The organism is Pseudoalteromonas luteoviolacea, from assembly GCF_000814765.1.
Lineage (GTDB): Bacteria > Pseudomonadota > Gammaproteobacteria > Enterobacterales > Alteromonadaceae > Pseudoalteromonas > Pseudoalteromonas luteoviolacea_H.
Window position 1 is genome coordinate 325371 of the sequence record NZ_JWIC01000006.1, and the last position, 21022, is coordinate 346392.

Genomic DNA, 21022 nt, shown 5'->3' on the forward strand with positions numbered 1-21022 from the left:
TTATTGATGTAAGAAATTGTATAAAGCATGTTCTTATGAACTAACATTTAAGAATATTGGAAAGTGTCGTTAATTCTTTGCGTTAGGGATTTTCTTTAACTAATTATCATTTTTTATGAATAATTATTCTCATTTACTGGTTTAAATCTCATTCTAAAGTGGGTGGTTTTTGAACAGTAACTGACAAGTGTTAACACTCGTCGTTTTGTCCAATTGTATTTTTTCGCATAAGTTATTTGTACAGGTTAGGCAAAGAAGGTATGCAATTATGAAATCTTACATTCCACTTATTATGGCTTCTCTAGTAATGGGGTGCTCATCATCTGAAAGCGACAATTCAAGCCAATTGAATACTGAAGCACAGCAAGATACATCATCTCAACAATCTGATGCTAGTCAGGCTAGCAGTACAGATACGAGTAATAGCACCGACTCAGATGTGAATAATGATTCATCTAGCTCTGATGATTCAACGGATCAAGGCAGTGGTGAAACCAACGATGGCACTGCAAATAGAGGAATATACTTCCCTCAGTCTTTGGCTGTGGCCTCGCCATTTTCTGATAGCAGTGATGAGCAAGATAGGCAATATACATATAGAGCGCTTGAGTCTAGAGGTCCTGCTTCACCCACCTATTTTTGGGCAACTAGGAGAATTAATGCACTGCTAAGTGGTGAAACACCGCTTCGTGACGTATTCAGAGTAGGTTCTTTTTATAGAAACAGCACGAATGCAGATTGTTTTGGCCCGCAAGTGAGTTATCAAGGACACCCTGATGCATCCAGCTCCGCAACCAGTGCAGGTACATTGCCCACAGGGGATTTGGGCTTATGGCTAGCGAGCGCAAGCAATGGTAATGCGTGTGCTGTTGCGCAGACAAATGCGCAATTGCGGGCTGTCAGAGAGCGCTCAAGAATGGCACTGATGACTCTAGCGAGCTTGGTGTCTGCTGCGATTGACGATGGAACTGGCTTACCTACAGAGGGCAGTTCAATTGACCTAACCTCACAAATGAATAGCAAAGGGCTGGCAGATATAAGCTTCAATAGTGCAACAATAGAGCTTGCATCAGGTGTATGGCAATACAGTGTAAGTTTAGCTTACACGGTCTCTGGCTCAAATTATGACATTACTATGTCAATGATGCATACTCCCGGCTCTGATGTCGTGAACTATACCGGTTTACTCAACTTTACTGTAGAGGGGGAGGTTGGTGTGTCTGGCATCGAGTTTCCTGGAGGAAATTGCAGTCAGAATGAGCGTACTTTAGTTGGCTCTCTGGCTTATGAACGCAGTGGGGAGCAGATGTCTCTGCAGTCTAGATCGGCGACGCATTGTGGTCATAGTGTTGCGAATGAATTTAATAGCGACCAGCAAGTGGATGTGGGCAACAAATATCATAGTATTGATAACCCTGATGGTTGGAGCGAAAATTTTGCGATATTTGGTGCTAACTTTAATTTGATTAGCCTAGCAGGTGATTATGCTTATGTATGGCAAGCGGGCGTCAATGATTCTAATAGCCGTATATTAAACATCGGGTTTAATGATGCTTCTCTGGAAAATGGTGAGGCTCATTTTGGCTATGGGACGGATATTGATGAAACAAATGGGTTGGTCCAAGGCTTTATTTGTAATTGGGCTGGACCTGGGAACAATCATAATCTTCAAGATTTTACCCAAAGGCAGTTTTTTGAATTCGACTCTTCAACAAATGTGTATTTAGGCACTGAACATCGCGCAAATATTGAATATGCACCGACAAATTCATGTGGGTATGACGGTATGGGTACGTTTGTATTTGATATTGATGCAAGCGGTGTTTTAGGCGATATCGCCAGTGAGTCTGCTTCTGAAGTGTTCAACACTGATCTTTGGTCACCTACAGATCCAAGCCTGACGGTTGCGGAATCAGTATTAGCAAGAGGGTTATCAGTGCCTGTAGTGCCATTTTCTTGGCCGAGTAATGAGTGACAAATAAAAAGAGAAGGCAATGCCTTCTCTTTTAAATACATTTAGCTGGTTTAGGCAGTCCCGCAATTTTAGTAGCTTGTTTCGCAGGGCCTTTAGGAAAAAGCTTATATAAATAAATGCTTTTTCCTTTATCCTCGCCAAGCTTCTTTGCGATTGCCTTGACTAACATTCTAATGGCAGGGCTTGTGCCATACTCTTCATAAAAACCGCGAACAAATCGAATAACTTCCCAGTGCGCATCTGTCAATGTAATATTTTCTTGAGATGCAATAACTGGTGCTACACTCTCTTCCCAATCTAAATGGTTTAAGAGATAGCCCTCTTTATCTGTTTCAATTGTTTTGTTGTTTACTTCTAACATAGTTACCACGTTGTTGATTTATCACTGTTTGCAATAAGGTCGACCCAACTCAAATCATCTATCAATGTAATTGAATCAAGAGGTAAAACGCCTCGTGCTAAGGCGCATGTCTCCAGCATGAAAAGCGGGGCAGGGCAATTTACCAAAAAGTTTGATTGATCATAGCAGGCATCTTGTTGAAGCAAGATTTTATCGTCATGACCAATTAAACCCATATCAAAATTATGATAGTAGCTTCTTGGTTTAGAGAAGATATGTACTATTGAACTCATAACTTAACCACATGATCTTGTTGTTGAAGCAAAGCTTGTTGCTGTTGAATATTGACTGTATCGGCATCAATCATAAGCGCTTCTGCCGACATCGAAAACTCCACAAGGGCGTTTTCACAAACGAAAATACGGTCAACTTCATAAATTTCTAATGTTTTTAGCTGTTTTAAAAAATCTTTAATACCGAGTTGACTGGGATGTTGAGCTGCTTTTAAGGCAAGTACTGATGCGCCTTTAAATAACCAACTGACTTCTTGATCAACAGCTGCAAAAATCAGAGCCATATCTAAACTATCTCGAAGAATTTGCGCATCAAATGGCGCAGAGTCACAAACAACTAATATTTTTTTTGTCATTTGAATTGCACCCACTTATCTGATTTACAGGTTTCCATGGCAAACTCAGCGAGTCCTGCGACGGTGAACAAACCTGTATTAGATGTGTCAAGGCCACGTTTCTCTGCAGCTGTAACACATAATTTTAAAGGGATCCCCAGATCATGAAGTGTTTGCCACACCGTGCTTACTTGCAACTCATCACTGGCAAGAGCGAAGTGCTGATTGGCATGCAGTACCGCATCTTGGTATAAAAAAATACACTTTATAGCGTGCTTTTGCTGAATCACAGCATGTGCGAAGCGCTCTAAACATTGTAAAGCGTCATGGTCAGCAGGACCAAAGTGTACGGAAATAATAAATTGGCTCAAAGAAAACCTATAAAAAAAGCCCCTAATGGGGCTTATTTTATCAGAATGATAAGATTAGTCATCACTTGACATAACGCCTAATAGCATCAGTAGCGAAGTGAATAAGTTGTAGATAGCAACAAACAAACCAACAGTCGCTAGGACATAGTTAGTTTCGCCACCATTAACGATTCGGCTTGTTTCAAACAAAATCATTGCTGACATAAGTAGTACGAATACAGCATTAATAGCAATAAATACAATTGGACTACCGATGAAGATATTTACGATTGAAATACCAACAGTTACTAAAATACCAATTGTTAGGAAACCACCCATGAAAGAAAAATCTTTCTTAGTTGTCAATGCATAAGCTGATAAGCCAAAGAAAATCAATGCTGTTGAGCCAAGTGCTTGAGCAATCAGCAACCCGCCATTAGGTAGGTTTAAGTACGAGTTAAGCATTGGACCTAATCCAAAGCCTAGAATACCGGTGAATAAGAACACCAAGCCAATTGCTGAAGAAGAGTTAGCCTTCTTCTGGATAACAAAGATGAGACCCATAGCAACAAGAGAACAGACAAGGCCAGTAAATCTAGGCAATGCCATAGTCATTGAAATTGCAGCAGTTAAGGCACTGAATGCCAAAGTCATTGCTAAAAGAAAGTAAGTGCTCTTAAGCACTTTATTTGTTTCAGTCGTTGACATTACTGCTTTTTCAGTAGTGTACGAATGATTGAACGCCATATTATAGCTCCTTAATAGAAACACGATGTTCCGATAAATAAACTTTCCAAAGATTACCAAGAGTTACATAGTTGAGCAAACCTTTCTCGAATAGTAGACCATTTTTTGAGGTAAATAGTTCAAAGATAACAAAACATTGATAAAAAAATCGTCAGGTTAGCTGGAATTGTCGGCAAACGAGTCGAAATTTAGTCAAACGATAAAAAAAGCAAAAAAAAAGCTTCACATTCTAAAAAGGTTTCCCTATTATTCGCCCCGCTGCGGAGAGATGGCTGAGTGGTTGAAAGCACCGGTCTTGAAAACCGGCATACGTTAATAGCGTATCTAGGGTTCAAATCCCTATCTCTCCGCCACTAATTTCTATGCTTTGCATAGGCAAGTTTCGGAGAGATGGCTGAGTGGTTGAAAGCACCGGTCTTGAAAACCGGCATACGTTAATAGCGTATCTAGGGTTCAAATCCCTATCTCTCCGCCACTACAATAAACATCGTGCACAGATTGGTAAGACACGCTGTTTTATAAATTCGGAGAGATGGCTGAGTGGTTGAAAGCACCGGTCTTGAAAACCGGCATACGTTAATAGCGTATCTAGGGTTCAAATCCCTATCTCTCCGCCACTACAATAAACATCGTGTTAAATATTAAGACGCTGTTTTATAAATTTGGAGAGATGGCTGAGTGGTTGAAAGCACCGGTCTTGAAAACCGGCATACGTTAATAGCGTATCTAGGGTTCAAATCCCTATCTCTCCGCCATATTTAGCCCAAGCTAGTACATAGCTTGGGCTTTTTTATTTAATTTACACTACGTTTTTTATAAAACCTTACAGCTGGAATGAGACTAAAGTCGCATTGATGCGATAGGGCTAAAGCCAAAGACTTAATTATTGACATAGTTTTGTAAGGTATTTGAAATGAAAAAAGTGGCAACCGCAATTGGGATCTCAATGTTTTCACCTTTGATAGTTGGTACTATCTTAGGTGCTTACTTTTACATTGTGACTGGTCAAGGGCAGGTGTTTTTGCAGTTGTTAACCACGGCTATATCCAATGCGCATATTGTGGGTATTGTTATGGCTCTGTGTGTGCTACCGACATACTTGTTTTTGTATAAACGCGATAAGTTATCGTATGCAGCGCTTACTACCGCAGCGATGTTAGGCGGCGCGGTGTTTACATTCTTTTTTTCTATCTCCGGTGGGCCGATACTTATCGCAAACGCGGTTATGTGCGCACTGGCATCTGCGCTTTTTTTATACAGCTTGCGTCGCCCGCAATAAAGCGGTTGCATGTAAAATGAACAGTTTAACTTGTAATGAAGACAAATTGGGACTTTTTGCGCGTAAAAGGTTTCATTTGTTTTCATGAAAGAGTACCTTTACTGTTTATATGTAAGAATGTTCAGTATCAACAATGCAAAAGCAAAAATTTTATGAACTGTTGAATCAACAGGCAAAGGGATTAATTGATGGTGAGCACAACCATGTTGCTAACATGGCTAACTTGAGTGCTTTGCTATTTACCAATATGGAAGACATTAACTGGTCCGGTTTTTATTTAATGGACGGTGACAATGAACTTGTATTAGGCCCATTTCAGGGCAATCCAGCTTGTATTCGTATTCCTGTCGGTAAAGGCGTCTGTGGAACAGCTGTTTCTGAAGCAAAGACACAGCTTGTTGAAGATGTGCACGCATTTGAAGGTCATATAGCGTGTGATGCAGCGTCTAATTCTGAAATTGTGATACCTGTATATAAGCAAGGTAAAATATTTGCGGTACTGGATATCGATAGCCCTAGTTTGGCAAGGTTTGATGAACAAGATAAACTGGGCTTAGAAGCGCTGGTTAAAAGCTTCGAGGAAACACTTTAAAATGAAAGATATGCTTAATGTACAAGACTACTTATTTTCTAATTTCGATGTTGGAGATTGGGAAGGTGATGAAGAGCAAGTAGCTGAAACGCTCAATGAGCTGATTCATTTCGCTTGGGAAAAGTTACCTGAGGATCTTGGAAGTGAGCAAATTGATCAAATTATTAATGGTATTTGGGAACATCTGCGCGGTGATATGGCATTAATTGATACCGAGCTGGATGAACTCTTAGACTGGGTTACACACTATATTAATTCATCACTAGATGAAGATATTTAAATAGGTTTAGACATGGAAACCACAAACAAGCTAAAAGATATTAACGAGGTATTGGAGTTTTTATACTCAGAATTTCCTCAGTGTTTTAAACAAAAGGACGGTATAAAGCCACTAAAAGTCGGCATCTTCAAAGACATCGCTGAGAAGATTGAAGGCTCTGAAAAAGTAAGTAAAACGCAAGTTAGACAAGCTCTAAGAAAGTACACTTCAAGCTGGCGCTATTTAGAAGCTGTCACTAAAAATGAATTCCGTGTTGATTTGGAAGGTGGTCAAGCTGAAAAGGTTGAGCAAGAGCATGTAGAACATGCGCAAAAAGCGCTAGAAGAAAGTCGTGCGAAAATGGCAAAACGTAAGAAGCCACAAAGACCTCGCAATGATGGTGACACAAAATCTTACAAATCAAAAGGGCAAGGCCAACCACGCCATGCTAATAAAAAGCCTAGAGTTAATAAGAAGCCTGAGCAACAACAGCAGCGCAGAAGTTCAGGAAAAGTTGAACCTCTTCCAGCAAATGAGGTCAAGGTAAATAACAAAGTTAAAGTTAAACTTGGCCAAGCGCTCGTAAATGCAACAATTACTGAGGTCAATAAAGACGAAGTACATGTTGAACTTGTAACGGGTATGCAGGTTAAGACAAAGGCTGAAAGCCTATTTATTCTATAAAAGGAGTAGTGTATGAGTAGAAATTTACCACTCATTGGGGCCGTTGCATTATTTGTTGCAAACACATGTTTTGCGGCAACTAGCGTTGTAACAGAAAAAGATATTCCAGTGCTTAAACCTGAATTACAGCACGCAACTGCTACGAAGAGAGTGACAAGTAAATTTACTCGTGACCACTACAAACGTTTTAAGCTCAACGAGACCTTGTCTGAAGAAATATTTGATAGATATGTAGAGACGTTAGATTACAACAAGTCTGTTTTTCTTCAGTCGGACGTTGACGCTTTTAAACAACATAGAGCAAAGTTCGATGAAGCGCTGATGAGCGGTAAGTTGGACTTTGCTTTTGAAATGTTCAATACCAGCCTGCAAAGGCGATTCGAGCGTTTTCAATATGCCATTTCTTTATTAAATACAGAAATGAAGTTTGACACACCAGATGCTTTCTATTACGACCGAGAAGATGCTGCGTTTGCAAAAAACCAAGCTGAACTCGATGAGTTTTGGCGTCAAAGAGTCAAGTCTGATGCACTCCGTTTGAAGCTTACAGGTAAAGACTGGGAAGGCATAAAAGAGATTTTAACTAAGCGCTATAAAAATGCTCAAAAGCGGTTAGTACAAACAAATAGCGAAGATGCGTATCAAATTGTCATGAATGCATACGCTAGAAGTATTGAAGCGCATACTTCTTATTTATCACCACGCCGTGCTGAGCAATTTAAGATGGACATGGACCTTGAGTTGGAAGGTATTGGTGCAGTTTTAAGTTACGACGAAGATTACACAGTTATCCGAAGCTTGGTGCCGGGTGGACCCGCTGATAAAACTGAAAAAATTAAAGCAGACGATAAGATCATCGGTGTCGCACAAGACGGTAAAGAGTTTGTTGATGTAATTGGTTGGCGCTTAGATGATGTGGTCGATCTTATCAAGGGACCAAAAGGCACCAAGGTAAGGCTTCAATACTTAAAAGGTAGCGATTCTCACGGTACGCCAAAGGTCGTGGAAATTGTTCGTGATAAAATTCGCCTTGAAGATCGTGCAGCAAAGTCGTCGGTATTCGAAGCCCAATACTCGGACTTAACAAGTAAAATAGGTGTAATTGAAATACCTAGCTTTTACAACAACTTATCTGAAGACGTATTGAAAGAGATTAATGCGCTTAAAGCTGAAAAAGTAGATGGTCTTATTATTGATCTTAGACAAAATGGCGGTGGTTCGCTCTATGAGGCCAAAAAGCTATCAGGTTTGTTTATAGATAAAGGGCCAATTGTACAAATTCATACCGCTAAAAATCGTATTGATGTACAAAAAGATCAAGACGGCAAAACCTATTACAATGGACCTTTGACTGTTTTAGTTGATCGTTACAGTGCTTCGGCATCAGAAATATTTGCTGCCGCAATGCAAGATTATGGAAGAGCGGTTGTTGTTGGAGAGCAAACCTTTGGTAAAGGAACGGTTCAACAGCACAGAGGCTTGAGAAGAACATATGACTTATTTGAAAACCCACTTGGCAGCATTACTTACACAATAGCGAAATTTTATCGCATCAATGGTGGCAGTACACAGAATAAAGGTGTGATCCCTGATATTTTATTACCTTCCTTCATTGAGCCGGAAGAGTGGGGTGAAAGCCAAGAAGATAACGCGCTGCCATGGGACAGTATCGCTAGAGCGCAGTACAACACAATTGACGACTTATCGTCTGTGATAAGCCACCTCAATACCAAACATAGCAAACGTATTGCTTCGGAGCCTGAATTTGCTTATGTTTACAGCGATATTAAGCGTTATAAAGAACAAGAGAGTGAAACGTCAATTTCCTTGGTTGAAGCTGAGCGTGAAAAAGAGCGTGAGGAAAGAGATCAAAGAGCACTTGTACGCACAAACGAGAGATTGAAGCGTTTAGGGTTAGAAGCCATTGAGAATTTGGACGATGTGCCAGAGGTCATCTCTGATCTAGACCCGTATCTAGAGGAAACAGCCCTCATTACTCAGGATATGATTAACTTCGGCAGACTTGTTAAAAATGAAATTTAGTGTTTGCTAGTACACATGTATAGACTGGAAAAAAGGCGCGATAGCGCCTTTTTTCGTTACTCCTGTCAGCAAATTTGTTATTATCGTCAGCCGCAACAAGACAACATAGACTATGTTTATCAATCCGTCTTGATAATTGGAACAGCTTATTGGGCCAAACTGATACTGGATAACTGTTTTAATAGGGAATTGAATTTGTTAGGTAAGACAAGAAAAAATTATCAAACCGGATTGGTAAAAGAGTATTAATACTCGGTCAAATAATAATACGCACTAAAATGAGTGCGAGGGGTACATTAATTTGAAACAACCAAAAACAGCATCGTCATGGGATGCTTTTATACCAATTATCGTGTTAGTGAGTCTATTGGGAGCAGCTGTCTATCTGTATGGTGATAGTTCTTCATCAGGTCCAAATCAAATAGCATTGTTGTTTGCGACCTTTACCGCAGCGTTAATCGGCTTAAAAAACGGCTTTACTTGGAAAACTCTTGAAGAAGCGATGATTAAGGGTATCACGATCTCTTTAGGTGCGATTTTGATCTTACTCATGGTTGGTGCGCTAATAGGGACGTGGTTGTTATCCGGAACGGTGCCAACACTGATTTATTACGGTTTACAAATCATTAATCCAGCTTGGTTCTACGCAGCGAGCTGTTTAATTTGTGGTATTGTGGCTATGAGTATCGGCAGTTCATGGACTACGGCGGCGACCATTGGTGTTGCTCTACTGGGCGTTGCGAATGGTTTAGGGCTTGATCCCGTAGTGACGGCCGGAGCGGTCATTTCAGGCGCTTATTTTGGTGACAAGTTAAGTCCTCTATCAGAAACAACTAATTTAGCACCTGCGGTGGCAGGAAGTGATTTATTTGATCACATACAGCACATGCTATGGACAACCGTACCGAGCTTTGTCATTGCCCTTATCATTTTTATTATCATGGGTTTCAATGCAGATGTTGCGAGTGATGCGAGTAAAATAGATGCGATAAGCACCATTTTACAAGATAACTTCAATATCAATATTTTTATGTTAGTACCTTTGATTATTTTACTCGGCCTGGCGATTAAAAAAATGCCGGCGTTCCCTGCAATCTCGATTGGAGCTGTAGTCGGTGCTATTTGGGCATTATTATTCCAAGGAGACTTGATCGCGAGTCAAATAGATGCCTCTCAAGGTGAACTCGTTGGGCAGTTTAAGCTGGTTTGGGCTACATTTTTTGATGGGTTTAGCGTGCAAACTGGTGATGCAAAAATGGATGACCTTCTCAGTGGTGGCGGCATGTCAAGTATGTTGACGACGACATGGCTGATTATGACGGCGTTGATGTTCGGTGCCATTATGGAAAAAACGGGTTTGCTAGAAGTGTTTGTTCGCAGTATTCTTCGCATCGCAAAGAGCACAGGGTCGCTAATAGCTTCTACAATTGCTACGTGTTTTGGCACCAACTTGGTTGCTGCGGATCAATATATCGCAATCGTTGTTCCGGGTAGAATGTTCAAAGAGGAATATAAAAAACGAGGTCTCCAAAGTGTGAATTTATCTAGAACACTTGAGGATGGCGGGACTATTACAAGTCCATTAATTCCGTGGAATACATGCGGCGCTTACATGCAAAGCGTACTTCTAATTAATCCACTAGATTATGCGGTATATGCATTTTTCAACTTGATAAACCCACTTTTAGCGATAGTTTATGGCTACCTTGGTGTAAAAGTTTTAAAACTTAAGCCTAGAGACCAAGAATGAGTATAAGGCCCCACATGGTTGGGGCCTTTTTATTGTTTAAACAGTGAGATAACTCATCTATTCTTATTTGCAAGCTACATTTCCCTAATTTAATATTATAAAATCCTGTCTAATAGAAACATGTGCTTGCACGCGCGTTTATTTAAACGTATTTAGACATTAGCATTTCATAGGCCGCACAGATTGCTCATTAGTTGGTATCTACCTTAATTGATCATCTTGTGCGATGAAGGAACTTAAATGACTCAGAAACCACAAGCTAAATTATTAGCAAATTATCAACCTCCCAGTCACCAGGTTGAGCACATCGATTTAGTTTTTGATTTGTCACCTCAACATACGCGTGTTACAGCGAAATACAATTTAACAGCCAATAATGAGCAGTCTTATATTGAGTTAGATGGTGTTGACTTAAAACTTATTACATTAAAAGTCGACGGCCAAGTGCACACTGATTATACGCAGTTAGTTGATGGTATTAAGATTAATTCAGTGCCCAAGTCATTTGCTTTAGAAATTGAAACCGAAATTGCACCTGAACTAAATACATCGTTAGAAGGACTCTATTTGTCTGATGGAGCTTACTGTACGCAATGTGAGGCAGAAGGATTTAGGAAAATAACTTATTTCTTCGACAGACCTGATGTTTTGGCGACATATAAAGTCACCGTGATTGGAGATAAAGAGTTTCCTTTTCTGCTCTCTAATGGTAACCAGGTAGATGCGGGTGAACTAGAGGAAGGACGTCACTTTGTCACATGGGAAGACCCATACAAAAAGCCTTCGTATTTATTTGCATTGGTTGCAGGAGATTTTGACAAACTAGAAGACAAGTTTGTAACCAAAAGTGGTAGAGAAGTAAAGTTACAGATATTTGTCGATAAAGGGAATTTATCTAAAGCACCACATGCAATGACGTCATTGCAAAAATCAATGAAATGGGATGAAGAACGTTTTAATCTCGAGTATGACTTAGATATTTATATGATCGTGGCCGTTGACTTTTTTAATATGGGCGCAATGGAAAATAAAGGTCTAAACATATTCAATAGTGCTTGTGTGCTTGCCAATCAAGAAACTGCAACTGATAGAGATTATCACGTTATTGAGTCAATTGTAGGCCACGAATATTTCCATAACTGGACTGGTAATCGTGTAACTTGCCGAGATTGGTTTCAATTAAGTTTAAAAGAAGGGTTAACGGTTTTTCGGGATCAAGAGTTCAGCAGTGATTTAGGGTCTCGAGCACTGAATCGAATTGATGCGGTTAATGCAATGAGAACCCATCAGTTTGCTGAGGATGCTGGACCAATGGCGCACCCAATCCGGCCTGAAGAAGTGATCGAAATGAATAACTTCTATACCGTGACAGTGTATAACAAAGGCGCTGAAGTGATCCGTATGATGCATACACTGCTTGGGGAGCAAGGTTTCCAAAAGGGGATGCAGCTATATTTTGAACGTCATGATGGCCAAGCTGTGACATGCGATGATTTTGTCAATGCGATGGCTGATGCAACACAAACAGATTTAAACCAGTTTAAGTTATGGTACCGCCAATTTGGAACACCTACTTTACATATTGAAACGTATTATGACGCTGAAGCTAGAACTTACCAGCTTGATATTAAACAAACTCACGCTACGAATGACCCAATCAGTGAACCTCTTCACGTGCCTGTTGCTGTTGAACTGCTTGATGAACAGGGTCAACCAATTGTACTTGAAGGCGTAAAGTTAAAGCACGGTCGAGTGCTTGAATTAACCGAGGAAGCGCACAGGTTTGTATTCAATAACGTAGAGTCAGAGCCGACGCCTGTCTTGTTAGAAGACTTTTCCGCACCTTGTTTATTAGAATATCGTTATTCTTTGGCCCAGCTTAGCCATATTGCTAAGTATGCGACTAGCTACTACGCAAGATGGGAGGCTATGCAAATATTGTTTACTCAGCAAATACGTACTTACGTAAACACGGAAGCTCAAAATGGCAATATGTTCAGCGAGCTGTCTTCGGTGCTTGTGAGTTTATTTGAAAATAAGCCAGATGATCTCGCAATTTTGGCTGAGTATATTTCGGTTCCAAATTTTGACACATTATCAGGCGGCTACGATGTAGTGCCTGTGGATGCCTTGTGTCGTGCGATTAAGCATTTAGAATTACAAATAGCGCAATTACTAGAAACTTATCTAATCGCGTTTTATACAGATACTAAAGACAGCGGCGGGTTGAGCGCAGAAGATGTGGCTATTCGCGCATTACGTAACAAAAGCTTGTATTACCTTGCATTAACTCAGGTCAATGTATCTGATTGGCTGCGCGAGCAGGCTTCCTCATCAAATATGACAACCAAACTTGGTGCGCTCAATAGTGCATTGAATGCTCAGCACGCACTTTCAGATGCAATGATGCAAGAGTTTGATGTGCAGTGGAATCATGATTTATTAGTGATGGATAAATGGTTTGCGCTGCAGGCGACGAGTCCAACGGATAAATGTATCGATGTTGTTCTTTCCCTATACGGTCACCCTTGTTTTGATAAATCTAATCCGAATAGGGTAAGGGCTTTGGTTGGTACTTTTACAAGGTCAAACCCACAGCAGTTCCATAGGCCGGATGGCAAAGGCTACGAACTGTTAGGTGACTTGATTGCAGAGCTCAATGAACTTAATCCACAAAACGCCTCACGTATTATAACGCCGTTGTTGTCGTTTAAACGTTTTGATGAAAATAGGCAATCAAAAATGCGTGCCCAGCTTGAGCGATTGGCTGCAATTTCGAACTTAAGCGATGATCTATATGAGAAAATTGATAGAGCATTAAACTGATACATGCAAGAATATTACTTTTTTTTAAGACTTACTCACGAACAGTGCCTTGCTTACTACGAAGGGGACGTTGAATTCATTCAGGTTGTGGAAGATGGTGGAAAACGGATCCGTTTTCCCGCAGCTCACATCAGAAGATTCGTGTCCAGTATTGGGGTGAGTGGTCGTTTTCGATTACAGCTTGACGATAGTAATAAATTTATCACACTTGAAAAGGTGGCTTAACTGCCAAAAAGGCTTTGTGAGATAAAGTATTTTTGTTAATTCGGTTTGTTTTAAACTTAAATTACGTGTTATAACTATTCTGGTAAGACGTCTTACCAAGGTTAAAAGACGGGCTAAAAAGTTAAAAATGCATCGAACGAACGCGTAAAATTTGTAATTTTCGATTTTCGCTTCTATCGTTACGACAACAAAAAACAATAACTTGATTAGATTTACCCGCCAGAGGGGGGAGAAATAATGATAAAAAAAGCGCGCTTTACTAAGAACAAGATCATGCTTGGACTTGGAGCAGCCATTTTTGGAACTGTTGGCATGCATGCGCAAGCTGCTAATTTCCAAGTCGGTGATTTTGAGATAACGTTTGATTCGACGTTCTCATATGGACAAAGTATTCGAGTAGAAGATCGAGACTTTGGAATTATCGGTAAGAGTAACCACCCAAGATTTAATTGGACTGGATACAATGCGTCTACTGGCAATACTTTGTATTCTTCTTCTCAGGTGTGGAGCCAAGAGGGTGCATACTCAAATAATGGTGATGCGGGTAACTTAAATTTTGACTCCGGCGATACTTTTTCTCAGCTGCTAAAAGGCACGCACGAATTCGCAATTACAAAGGACAACTACGGTTTCTTCTCTCGCTTTATGTATTTTTATGATTTCGCGATGGAAGATGGTGACTTTGCATATAGCAACCCTGTTTCTGGCCAAAAAGTAGACCCATGCGCTGATGACGATACAAAAGAGCAGGTGTGCTCCGATGCAAGATTGCTAGATGCATTTGTTTGGGCTGACTTCGATTTAAATGACGGCAACAATCCGCTGTCTATTCGTTTAGGCCAGCAAGTGATCAACTGGGGTGAGAGCACACTTATCTCTCACGGGATCAACGTTAATCCAGTTGATATTGATCGTTTGAAAGCACCAGGTTCCGAACTTAAAGAAGCTTTCATCCCTGTAGGTATGCTTTGGGCATCATTGGGAATAACGGAAAATATCACTTTAGAAGCCTTCTATCAGTATCAATGGCATGAGACTCGTCTTCCTGCAACTGGTAGCTACTTCTCTACTAACGATTTCGCATCGGCGAATGGTTATGCACAAAATGTTCAGCTTGGTTTTACATCAAACCCTGATATTGATCTACACCATTTAACGAATGCTTTAAACTCACTTCAAGCGAACTGGGTTGGCGCGCTTGCGGCTCAAGGCTTAGATGTTACCGACCAGAACGTGTTAGGTAGCCCTGAAGCATTGCAAATGTTGTCGTCCATGTATCTTGCTTATCCAACACGTGTTGCACTCAAAGGTAAGGGTGACGCGGGTAAAACGGATGCTGACGACAGTGGCCAATTCGGTATTCGTTTAGGTATGTTTGTGCCTGAGCTGAATGATACTGAGATTGCGCTTTATCATATCAACTACCACAGTCGTCGACCGTTGATTTCTGGTAAGGCATCAGACTTCACCACTGGCGCAATTATGCAGGACCTTGCTTATATTCAAACGAATGAGATCACTGAAGACAATATCACTAACTTGAATGCGTTTACTCAAGCTGTGATTGTGTACCCTGAAGACATCAAACTATACGGTTTGAGTTTCAATACTGCGATAGGTGAGACTGCGTTCTCAGGTGAGTTTGCTTACCGCCAAGACGAGCCATTACAGATTGATGACGTTGAGTTGCTGTATGCGGGCATGGTAGAGCAACTAGCTGCTGCAGGCATTCGTGAAGATTTCGAAGGTTTTTCTCAGTTAAGCCAAGGCAATGATGTTTCGTACGTTCAGCCTGGTGAAGTTGCACAGGGTTTTGTACTAAAAGATACGATGCAGCTTCAATTTACCGCGACGCATTTATTCGGCCCATCATTGGGCGCGGACAGCTGGGCGGTTGTTGGTGAAGTCGGTGCTGTTACAATCAAAGATATGCCTTCTTATGACGAGTTACGTCTAAACGTCGCGGGTACTGGACGAAGTGGGACAATTGAAGGCATTGAAGGTCGTAACTACGACTTGATCCATCAAGCTGTATCTAATGGCCCTGAAGTGAATCCGTTCCCTACGGCATCTTCGTGGGGTTACCGCCTAATTGCTAAAGGTGAATACAATAACTTGTTCTCTGGTGTGAACTTCTCACCGCGTATTGTTTTTTCTCATGATGTAAACGGCACAACGCCTGATCCTATGTTCTTATTCGTAGAAGATAGAAAGTCTATGGGTGTAAACCTTAACTTTAGCTATCAGAATGCGTGGTCATTTGATTTAGGTTACAACACTTTCTGGGGTGGTGGCGCAACAAACACATTCTCTGATCGTGATTTTGTATCATTTAATATTAAGTATTCAATTTAAGGGCTTTCGATATGTTTAGAAAACCTACACTATTAGCAGCATCAATAATGACAATAATGGCTGCACCAATCTCTTTCGCTAAAATGACACCTGAAGAAGTCGCGCGTCTAGGTAAAGATTTGTCACCAATCGGCGCTGAGATAGCAGGCAATGCAGATGGATCCATTCCAGCATGGACTGGTGGTATTACTAAGCCGCCTGCGAATTTCAAACCAGGTATGCACCATCCGGATCCTTATGCAGATGATAAAATCTTGTTTACCATCGATAAGAGCAATCTTGATAAGTACAAAGATAATTTGAGCCCAGGCCAAATTGCACTGTTTGAGACATACCCAGACACATTCAAAATGAATGTCTATCAAACGCGACGTAGTGCGGCTTATCCTCAGTTTGTTTATGATGCAACTAAAAAGTATGCGTCTACAGCAGAGCTGATTGAAGGCGGCAACGGGATTAAAAATACAGCGATTGGTATTCCGTTCCCAATTCCAGAAAATGGCTTAGAAGCGATTTGGAACCACTTATTAAGATATCGTGGCTTGTCTATCGCACGTAACGGTGGTCAGGCGATGCCAACCGCTTCTGGTTCATATAACATTATCGGCTTTGATGAAAAACTACTTGTAAAGTACTCGGATCCAAGTGCAACGCCAGAAGAGCTACAAAAGTCTAATGTTTTATTTAAGTTCAAGCAGAAAGTAACTGAGCCTGCTCGCTTAGCGGGTACAGCACTACTTGTGCACGAAACAATGGACCAAATTTTAACACCACGACAAGCATGGACGTATAACACAGGTCAACGCCGAGTTCGTCGTGCACCTAACGTTGCCTACGATGCTCCGGGAACTGCGTCTGATAGCTTACGTACAACAGATGACTTTGATATGTTCAATGGTTCTCCTAACCGTTATAACTGGACATTAAAAGGTAAAAAAGAGATGTACATTCCGTACAACAGCTATAAATTACATAGCGACTCTTTGAAGTATGAAGATATTTTGAAAGCCGGTCATATTAACCCAGAGCACGTTCGCTATGAAAAGCACCGTGTATGGGTTGTTGAAGCGAACCTTAAAGAAGGCACACGTCATATTTATAAAAAGCGAGTTTTCTTCATTGATGAAGATAGCTGGCAAATTCATGTAGCGGACTTATATGACAACCGTGACCAAATGTACCGCGTTGCGATGGCACATGGTATTAACTATTACGACGTACCGACACATTGGAGTACACTAGACGTATACCACGACTTAAACTCTCGTCGTTATCTAGCAATCGGCCTAGACAACGAAGAGAAAATGTATGACTTTACACAGTCATTCCAAGACAATGAGTTTACTCAAAGTGCACTTCGTCGAGAGGGAAGACGTTAATATAACGTCTTTCGGGATCAATTAATTTGGTCTTTCTACACTCTATTAAAACTGGACATCAATATGTCCAGTTTTATCCCCCCAGTCATTCACGACATTTTTATTTGAGTATTCATAATGATTAAGAAGTTAATTGCAACCTCGATTGCAGTGTTCGTTATGCAAAGTGAAGCTATTGGCAGCGCCTCAGAAGCGTTGAGAGTTGCACACCCAGAGAAAACCTTGCTAACTGATATCACCAATAGCGGAAAGAAACTTGTTGCCGTAGGGAAGCATGGGACAATAGTGTACAGTGATGATGGTTCAAGTTGGGAGCAAGCGCATGTACCAATCCAATCTCTTTTAACTGCGGTGGAATTTGCATCGGCAAAAAGAGGCTGGGCGTGTGGTCATGACGCTTCGATTTTAAATACCACCGACGGTGGCGTCTCTTGGCAAATCCAACAGTACTTGCCTGATATAGAAAAACCTTGTTTAGATATTGAGTTTGTAGATGATAAGCAAGGTTTCGCAATTGGTGCATATGGCATGATGTATCAAACACAAGATGGCGGTAAAAGCTGGACTAAACGCTTTTTAAATGAGTTTGTGCACCCTGATGACGTTGAGTATTTAGCTGAACTAAAGCAAGACGATCCGCAGGCGTATGAAGAAGAAACGCAATTTATTTTACCTCACTTCAATCGAATGCTGATTGATGGCAACGATATTTTTCTTGTTGGTGAGATGGGTCTATTTGCGGTAAGCCGTGATTTAGGCACAACATGGACAAGAATTGACGAATTTTATTCAGGCTCACTGTTTGCTATAAACAAAAACAAAAAAGAACAGCTTATTGCAGCAGGCTTACGTGGCAACACATTTATTTCTGATAGTAAAGACGTCTCTTTTTCACCTGTAAATGTGGAAAAAGCCGCGACGATTAACAGTATTGTTTCAACTGATACTGCACAAATTATGTTGGCGAACAGCGGTTTCGTTTTTACTGTAGAGGGTGAAAATGTGAAAACAAAACAGCTGAAAAACGGTAAATCTATTCTTTCAGGTGTGCTGCACAATGGTCAACTGGTGCTTGCTACAGAAGAGGGTATTCAAACAATCGAGGTTGATCGCTAATGCAGTCTATTTTAAATCAACTAGTGTATGTCGTTTTTAGGCATCGTTTTATGGTTATAGCGCTGTTTGCGCTAGCGACGGTCTTTTTAGGTTATAAGTCTACACATATCCAGCTTGATGCATCTTTCAATAAAAATATACCTTTAAACCATGATTACATGAAGGTGTATCTCAAGCATGAAAAACAGTTCGGGGGTGCAAACAGTATTTTAATCTCTGTCTGCGATGCCGATGGTGATATTTTTAATCCGGAATTCTTTACACAGTTAAAAGCTGTTCATGATCAGCTTTACTTTATTCCTGGCGTGAATCGCCCTCTGGTTAACTCTATTTTCGCACCGAGTGCACGATTTGTAGAAGTCGTTGAAGATGGCTTTGCAGGCGGTCCAATCATTCCCGCGAACTTTACGGCAGATACTACTGGTTTAGCCATTGTGAAGCAGAATATTGAAAAAGCCAAAGTAGTAGGTCGCATGGTAGCCAGTGACTACTCTTGCGCAATGGTGTCTGCTCAGCTTATGGAAACCGATCCACAAACTCAACAGAAGCTGGATACGCTGGCATTTGCAAAGAAACTAGAATCTGAGATCCGTGACCCACTCAGCACAGATAAGGTATCCATCCATATTATTGGTTTTGCTAAGATGGCTGGTGACATTGCCGATGGTGCGAAAGATGTCGTGATTTTTTTCGCAATTGCGATTTTATTTACCTTTATCATGGTATGGCTATTCTGTAAAAGCTTTAAGCTGACATTGCTTCCTATTGCATGTTCACTCATTGCGGTTGTATGGCAGATGGGTTTACTTTCAGTGCTTGGTTTTGGCCTTGATCCGATGTCAATTCTGGTCCCGTTCTTAGTATTTGCGATTGGTGTGAGCCATGGTGTGCAGATGATCAATGCTATTGGCAAAAAAGTCTCTGAAGGGGTAAGCAGTAAAGTGGCTGCCGAGGCAAGCTTTAAAGCACTGCTGATTCCAGGCGGTATTGCATTGCTCTCTGATACAATCGGTTTTATGACGTTACTTGCTATTGATATCGGCATTATCCGAGAACTTGCAATCACAGCGAGTCTAGGTGTGGCGGTGATCATTTTTACTAACTTGATTTTACTACCAGTACTTGCGTCTTATTATAAGTCGTCAAAAATGCATCGTGTAGATGATGGTAAAGACAAAGCGAACAGTGTATTCACGAAGCTAAGAGAAAGCCTTGTCTTGGCAACAGACAAACGCTATGCGGCGATTATCCTTCTAATCTCTGCAGGTTTATTTGCGCTTGGTTATTGGCAATCGAAAGATATGCGCATTGGTGACTTACATGCTGGTGCACCGGCGCTGCATGAGGACGCCCGTTACAACCTAGATACGTTCCTTATTTCAGACCGCTATGAAATATCATCAGACATTCTAAAAGTATTGGTTGAAGCTTATCCCGCAGCTTGCACTGAGCATGACACTATGGACAGAGTAAGCCGATTCCAGTGGAGAATAGAAAATTTAGCAGGAGTACAATCTGCGGTGTCTTTGAGTTCAGTCGCTCAAGCTGTCAATGCTGGTTATAACGAAGGAAATTTAAAATGGCAAACGCTGCCAAGAAATGGCGCTTCTCTTGTTCAAGCAACATCACGCGTTGAGACCAGCACAGGTCTGTTAAATGGTGACTGTTCAGTGATGCCAATCATCATTTTTATGGATGACCATAAAGCCGAAACCATTGACCATGTGGTGTCGCAAATTAAGTTATTTGCTACAGAAGAAGGTACTGATCGCGTAAGCTTTAAGCTGGCATCTGGCCCTATCGGTGTTATGGCTGCTACAAATGAATCTGTCGCGGCTGCACAATTGCCAATGATGATCTATGTTTATGGAGCGGTGATTATTCTGTGCCTTATCAGCTTTAGAAGCATACGTGCGACAATCGCAGTTGTCTTACCTCTGTACATCGTTTCTACTTTGGCGCAAGCACTCATGGTTAAGCTTGAGATTGGTTTGACTGTGTCGACTTTACCAGTCATTGCTTTGGGGGTCGGTATTGGTGTTGACTACGGTATTTACATCTTGTCTTCAATGATGAATCAGTTGAAGCAAGGTATGCCTTTATCAGTAGCATACCGTAATGCACTAGCTGAACGCGGTAGCGCAGTATTATTTACTGGTATCACATTAGCCATTGGTGTCAGTACGTGGATTTTTTCTGCATTAAAGTTCCAGGTAGATATGGGAATATTACTGACGTTTATGTTCTTGGTGAATATGCTCGGTGCTGTACTGTTGTTACCTGCGATAGGGACTTTTATCTGGCCTGACCAGAAAAAAAAGTGTGAATAATTGTGCTCTTAAATGGCCTTAATTGGCCATTTATATCTACAATTTGTGAATATATGACCAACTGGCTGAAAAGCCTCAAATGTTTTTGTCAAAAAAGCTTTTTATTAGCGCCAGAAAGGTTAAAATCCTCTGGACTCCACGCTA

General features: G+C 40.9%; 18 protein-coding genes and 4 tRNA genes. 17 read left to right on the forward strand and 5 right to left on the reverse strand.

Annotated features, from left to right (window positions below; translation table 11 throughout):
- The first annotated feature begins 268 nt into the window (after window positions 1-268).
- Entirely contained in the window at window positions 269-1975 is a 1707-nt protein-coding gene (locus JF50_RS12865) for a hypothetical protein (RefSeq protein ID WP_039609857.1), read from the forward strand.
- Window positions 1976-2006: 31 nt separating this feature from the next.
- Here the strand turns inward: JF50_RS12865 and JF50_RS12870 are convergent, their stop codons facing one another.
- Genes JF50_RS12870 through JF50_RS12890 form a run of 5 tightly spaced genes read right to left on the reverse strand, consistent with a single transcriptional unit; the run spans window position 2007 to window position 4040 of the window.
- Entirely contained in the window at window positions 2007-2336 is a 330-nt protein-coding gene (locus tag JF50_RS12870) for a TusE/DsrC/DsvC family sulfur relay protein (RefSeq protein WP_039609858.1), read from the reverse strand.
- A 2-nt stretch (window positions 2337-2338) separates the two neighbouring features.
- Window positions 2339-2608, reverse strand: coding sequence for a hypothetical protein (locus JF50_RS12875; protein ID WP_052262283.1), 270 nt, complete (start codon window positions 2606-2608; stop codon window positions 2339-2341).
- The gene (locus JF50_RS12880; RefSeq protein WP_039609859.1) at window positions 2605-2964 is read right to left on the reverse strand and encodes a DsrE family protein; all 360 of its coding nucleotides are present in this window, start codon (window positions 2962-2964) and stop codon (window positions 2605-2607) included. The genes JF50_RS12875 and JF50_RS12880 overlap by 4 nt, the downstream gene beginning before the upstream one ends.
- Complete coding sequence (gene tusD, locus JF50_RS12885) at window positions 2961-3314, reverse strand: sulfurtransferase complex subunit TusD (protein ID WP_039609860.1); 354 nt, start codon at window positions 3312-3314, stop codon at window positions 2961-2963. The genes JF50_RS12880 and tusD overlap by 4 nt, the downstream gene beginning before the upstream one ends.
- A 54-nt stretch (window positions 3315-3368) precedes the next feature.
- The gene (locus JF50_RS12890) at window positions 3369-4040 is read right to left on the reverse strand and encodes a Bax inhibitor-1/YccA family protein (protein WP_039609861.1); all 672 of its coding nucleotides are present in this window, start codon (window positions 4038-4040) and stop codon (window positions 3369-3371) included.
- A gap of 262 nt (window positions 4041-4302) precedes the next feature.
- Here JF50_RS12890 and JF50_RS12895 point away from each other — a divergent pair.
- From JF50_RS12895 to JF50_RS12970, 16 genes are all read left to right on the forward strand, one after another.
- A tRNA-Ser gene (locus JF50_RS12895) sits at window positions 4303-4393 on the forward strand.
- A 31-nt stretch (window positions 4394-4424) separates the two neighbouring features.
- Window positions 4425-4515 (forward strand) — tRNA-Ser (locus JF50_RS12900).
- Window positions 4516-4566: 51 nt separating this feature from the next.
- Window positions 4567-4657: transfer RNA gene (locus JF50_RS12905), tRNA-Ser, on the forward strand.
- A gap of 47 nt (window positions 4658-4704) precedes the next feature.
- Window positions 4705-4795, forward strand: a tRNA-Ser gene (locus JF50_RS12910).
- A gap of 158 nt (window positions 4796-4953) precedes the next feature.
- Window positions 4954-5319 carry a hypothetical protein gene (locus JF50_RS12915; RefSeq protein ID WP_039609862.1) on the forward strand — a complete coding sequence of 122 codons (366 nt, stop codon included), beginning with the start codon at window positions 4954-4956 and terminating at the stop codon, window positions 5317-5319.
- A gap of 133 nt (window positions 5320-5452) precedes the next feature.
- Window positions 5453-5911, forward strand: coding sequence for a GAF domain-containing protein (locus tag JF50_RS12920; RefSeq protein ID WP_039609863.1), 459 nt, complete (start codon window positions 5453-5455; stop codon window positions 5909-5911).
- A gap of 1 nt (window position 5912) precedes the next feature.
- Window positions 5913-6191 carry a hypothetical protein gene (locus JF50_RS12925; protein ID WP_039609864.1) on the forward strand — a complete coding sequence of 93 codons (279 nt, stop codon included), beginning with the start codon at window positions 5913-5915 and terminating at the stop codon, window positions 6189-6191.
- 12 nt (window positions 6192-6203) lie between these two features.
- Entirely contained in the window at window positions 6204-6854 is a 651-nt protein-coding gene (proQ, locus tag JF50_RS12930; protein ID WP_039609865.1) for an RNA chaperone ProQ, read from the forward strand.
- A 12-nt stretch (window positions 6855-6866) separates the two neighbouring features.
- Entirely contained in the window at window positions 6867-8897 is a 2031-nt protein-coding gene (gene prc, locus JF50_RS12935) for a carboxy terminal-processing peptidase (RefSeq protein WP_039609866.1), read from the forward strand.
- Between the two features lie 301 nt (window positions 8898-9198).
- Window positions 9199-10647 (forward strand): Na+/H+ antiporter NhaC, encoded by a 1449-nt coding sequence (nhaC, locus tag JF50_RS12940; protein ID WP_039609867.1) that lies wholly within the window; start codon window positions 9199-9201, stop codon window positions 10645-10647.
- Window positions 10648-10887: 240 nt separating this feature from the next.
- A complete protein-coding gene (pepN, locus tag JF50_RS12945) occupies window positions 10888-13473 on the forward strand; it encodes an aminopeptidase N (protein ID WP_039609868.1) in 2586 nt (861 codons plus the stop codon).
- A 3-nt stretch (window positions 13474-13476) separates the two neighbouring features.
- On the forward strand, window positions 13477-13698 hold the full coding sequence (locus JF50_RS12950) for a DUF2835 family protein (protein ID WP_039609869.1): 222 nt from the start codon (window positions 13477-13479) through the stop codon (window positions 13696-13698).
- Window positions 13699-13935: 237 nt separating this feature from the next.
- Window positions 13936-16053, forward strand: a complete 2118-nt coding sequence (locus JF50_RS12955) for a DUF1302 domain-containing protein (RefSeq protein WP_039609870.1) — start codon at window positions 13936-13938, stop codon at window positions 16051-16053.
- An 11-nt stretch (window positions 16054-16064) separates the two neighbouring features.
- On the forward strand, window positions 16065-17432 hold the full coding sequence (locus tag JF50_RS12960; RefSeq protein ID WP_039609871.1) for a DUF1329 domain-containing protein: 1368 nt from the start codon (window positions 16065-16067) through the stop codon (window positions 17430-17432).
- A gap of 117 nt (window positions 17433-17549) precedes the next feature.
- The gene (locus tag JF50_RS12965; protein WP_039609872.1) at window positions 17550-18548 is read left to right on the forward strand and encodes a YCF48-related protein; all 999 of its coding nucleotides are present in this window, start codon (window positions 17550-17552) and stop codon (window positions 18546-18548) included.
- Complete coding sequence (locus tag JF50_RS12970) at window positions 18548-20878, forward strand: efflux RND transporter permease subunit (protein ID WP_039609873.1); 2331 nt, start codon at window positions 18548-18550, stop codon at window positions 20876-20878. The genes JF50_RS12965 and JF50_RS12970 overlap by 1 nt, the downstream gene beginning before the upstream one ends.
- Window positions 20879-21022 lie beyond the last annotated feature (144 nt).

Coding starts and splice junctions, on each gene's coding strand:
- JF50_RS12960 (WP_039609871.1), top strand. CDS start 16,065: ATGTTTAGAAAACCTACACTATTAGCAGCATCAATAATGACAATAATG.
- JF50_RS12865 (WP_039609857.1), top strand. CDS start 269: ATGAAATCTTACATTCCACTTATTATGGCTTCTCTAGTAATGGGGTGC.
- JF50_RS12915 (WP_039609862.1), top strand. CDS start 4,954: ATGAAAAAAGTGGCAACCGCAATTGGGATCTCAATGTTTTCACCTTTG.
- JF50_RS12880 (WP_039609859.1), bottom strand. CDS start 2,964: ATGACAAAAAAAATATTAGTTGTTTGTGACTCTGCGCCATTTGATGCG.
- JF50_RS12965 (WP_039609872.1), top strand. CDS start 17,550: ATGATTAAGAAGTTAATTGCAACCTCGATTGCAGTGTTCGTTATGCAA.
- JF50_RS12925 (WP_039609864.1), top strand. CDS start 5,913: ATGAAAGATATGCTTAATGTACAAGACTACTTATTTTCTAATTTCGAT.
- JF50_RS12970 (WP_039609873.1), top strand. CDS start 18,548: ATGCAGTCTATTTTAAATCAACTAGTGTATGTCGTTTTTAGGCATCGT.
- proQ (WP_039609865.1), top strand. CDS start 6,204: ATGGAAACCACAAACAAGCTAAAAGATATTAACGAGGTATTGGAGTTT.
- JF50_RS12920 (WP_039609863.1), top strand. CDS start 5,453: ATGCAAAAGCAAAAATTTTATGAACTGTTGAATCAACAGGCAAAGGGA.
- pepN (WP_039609868.1), top strand. CDS start 10,888: ATGACTCAGAAACCACAAGCTAAATTATTAGCAAATTATCAACCTCCC.
- prc (WP_039609866.1), top strand. CDS start 6,867: ATGAGTAGAAATTTACCACTCATTGGGGCCGTTGCATTATTTGTTGCA.
- JF50_RS12870 (WP_039609858.1), bottom strand. CDS start 2,336: ATGTTAGAAGTAAACAACAAAACAATTGAAACAGATAAAGAGGGCTAT.
- JF50_RS12955 (WP_039609870.1), top strand. CDS start 13,936: ATGATAAAAAAAGCGCGCTTTACTAAGAACAAGATCATGCTTGGACTT.
- JF50_RS12950 (WP_039609869.1), top strand. CDS start 13,477: ATGCAAGAATATTACTTTTTTTTAAGACTTACTCACGAACAGTGCCTT.
- JF50_RS12890 (WP_039609861.1), bottom strand. CDS start 4,040: ATGGCGTTCAATCATTCGTACACTACTGAAAAAGCAGTAATGTCAACG.
- JF50_RS12875 (WP_052262283.1), bottom strand. CDS start 2,608: ATGAGTTCAATAGTACATATCTTCTCTAAACCAAGAAGCTACTATCAT.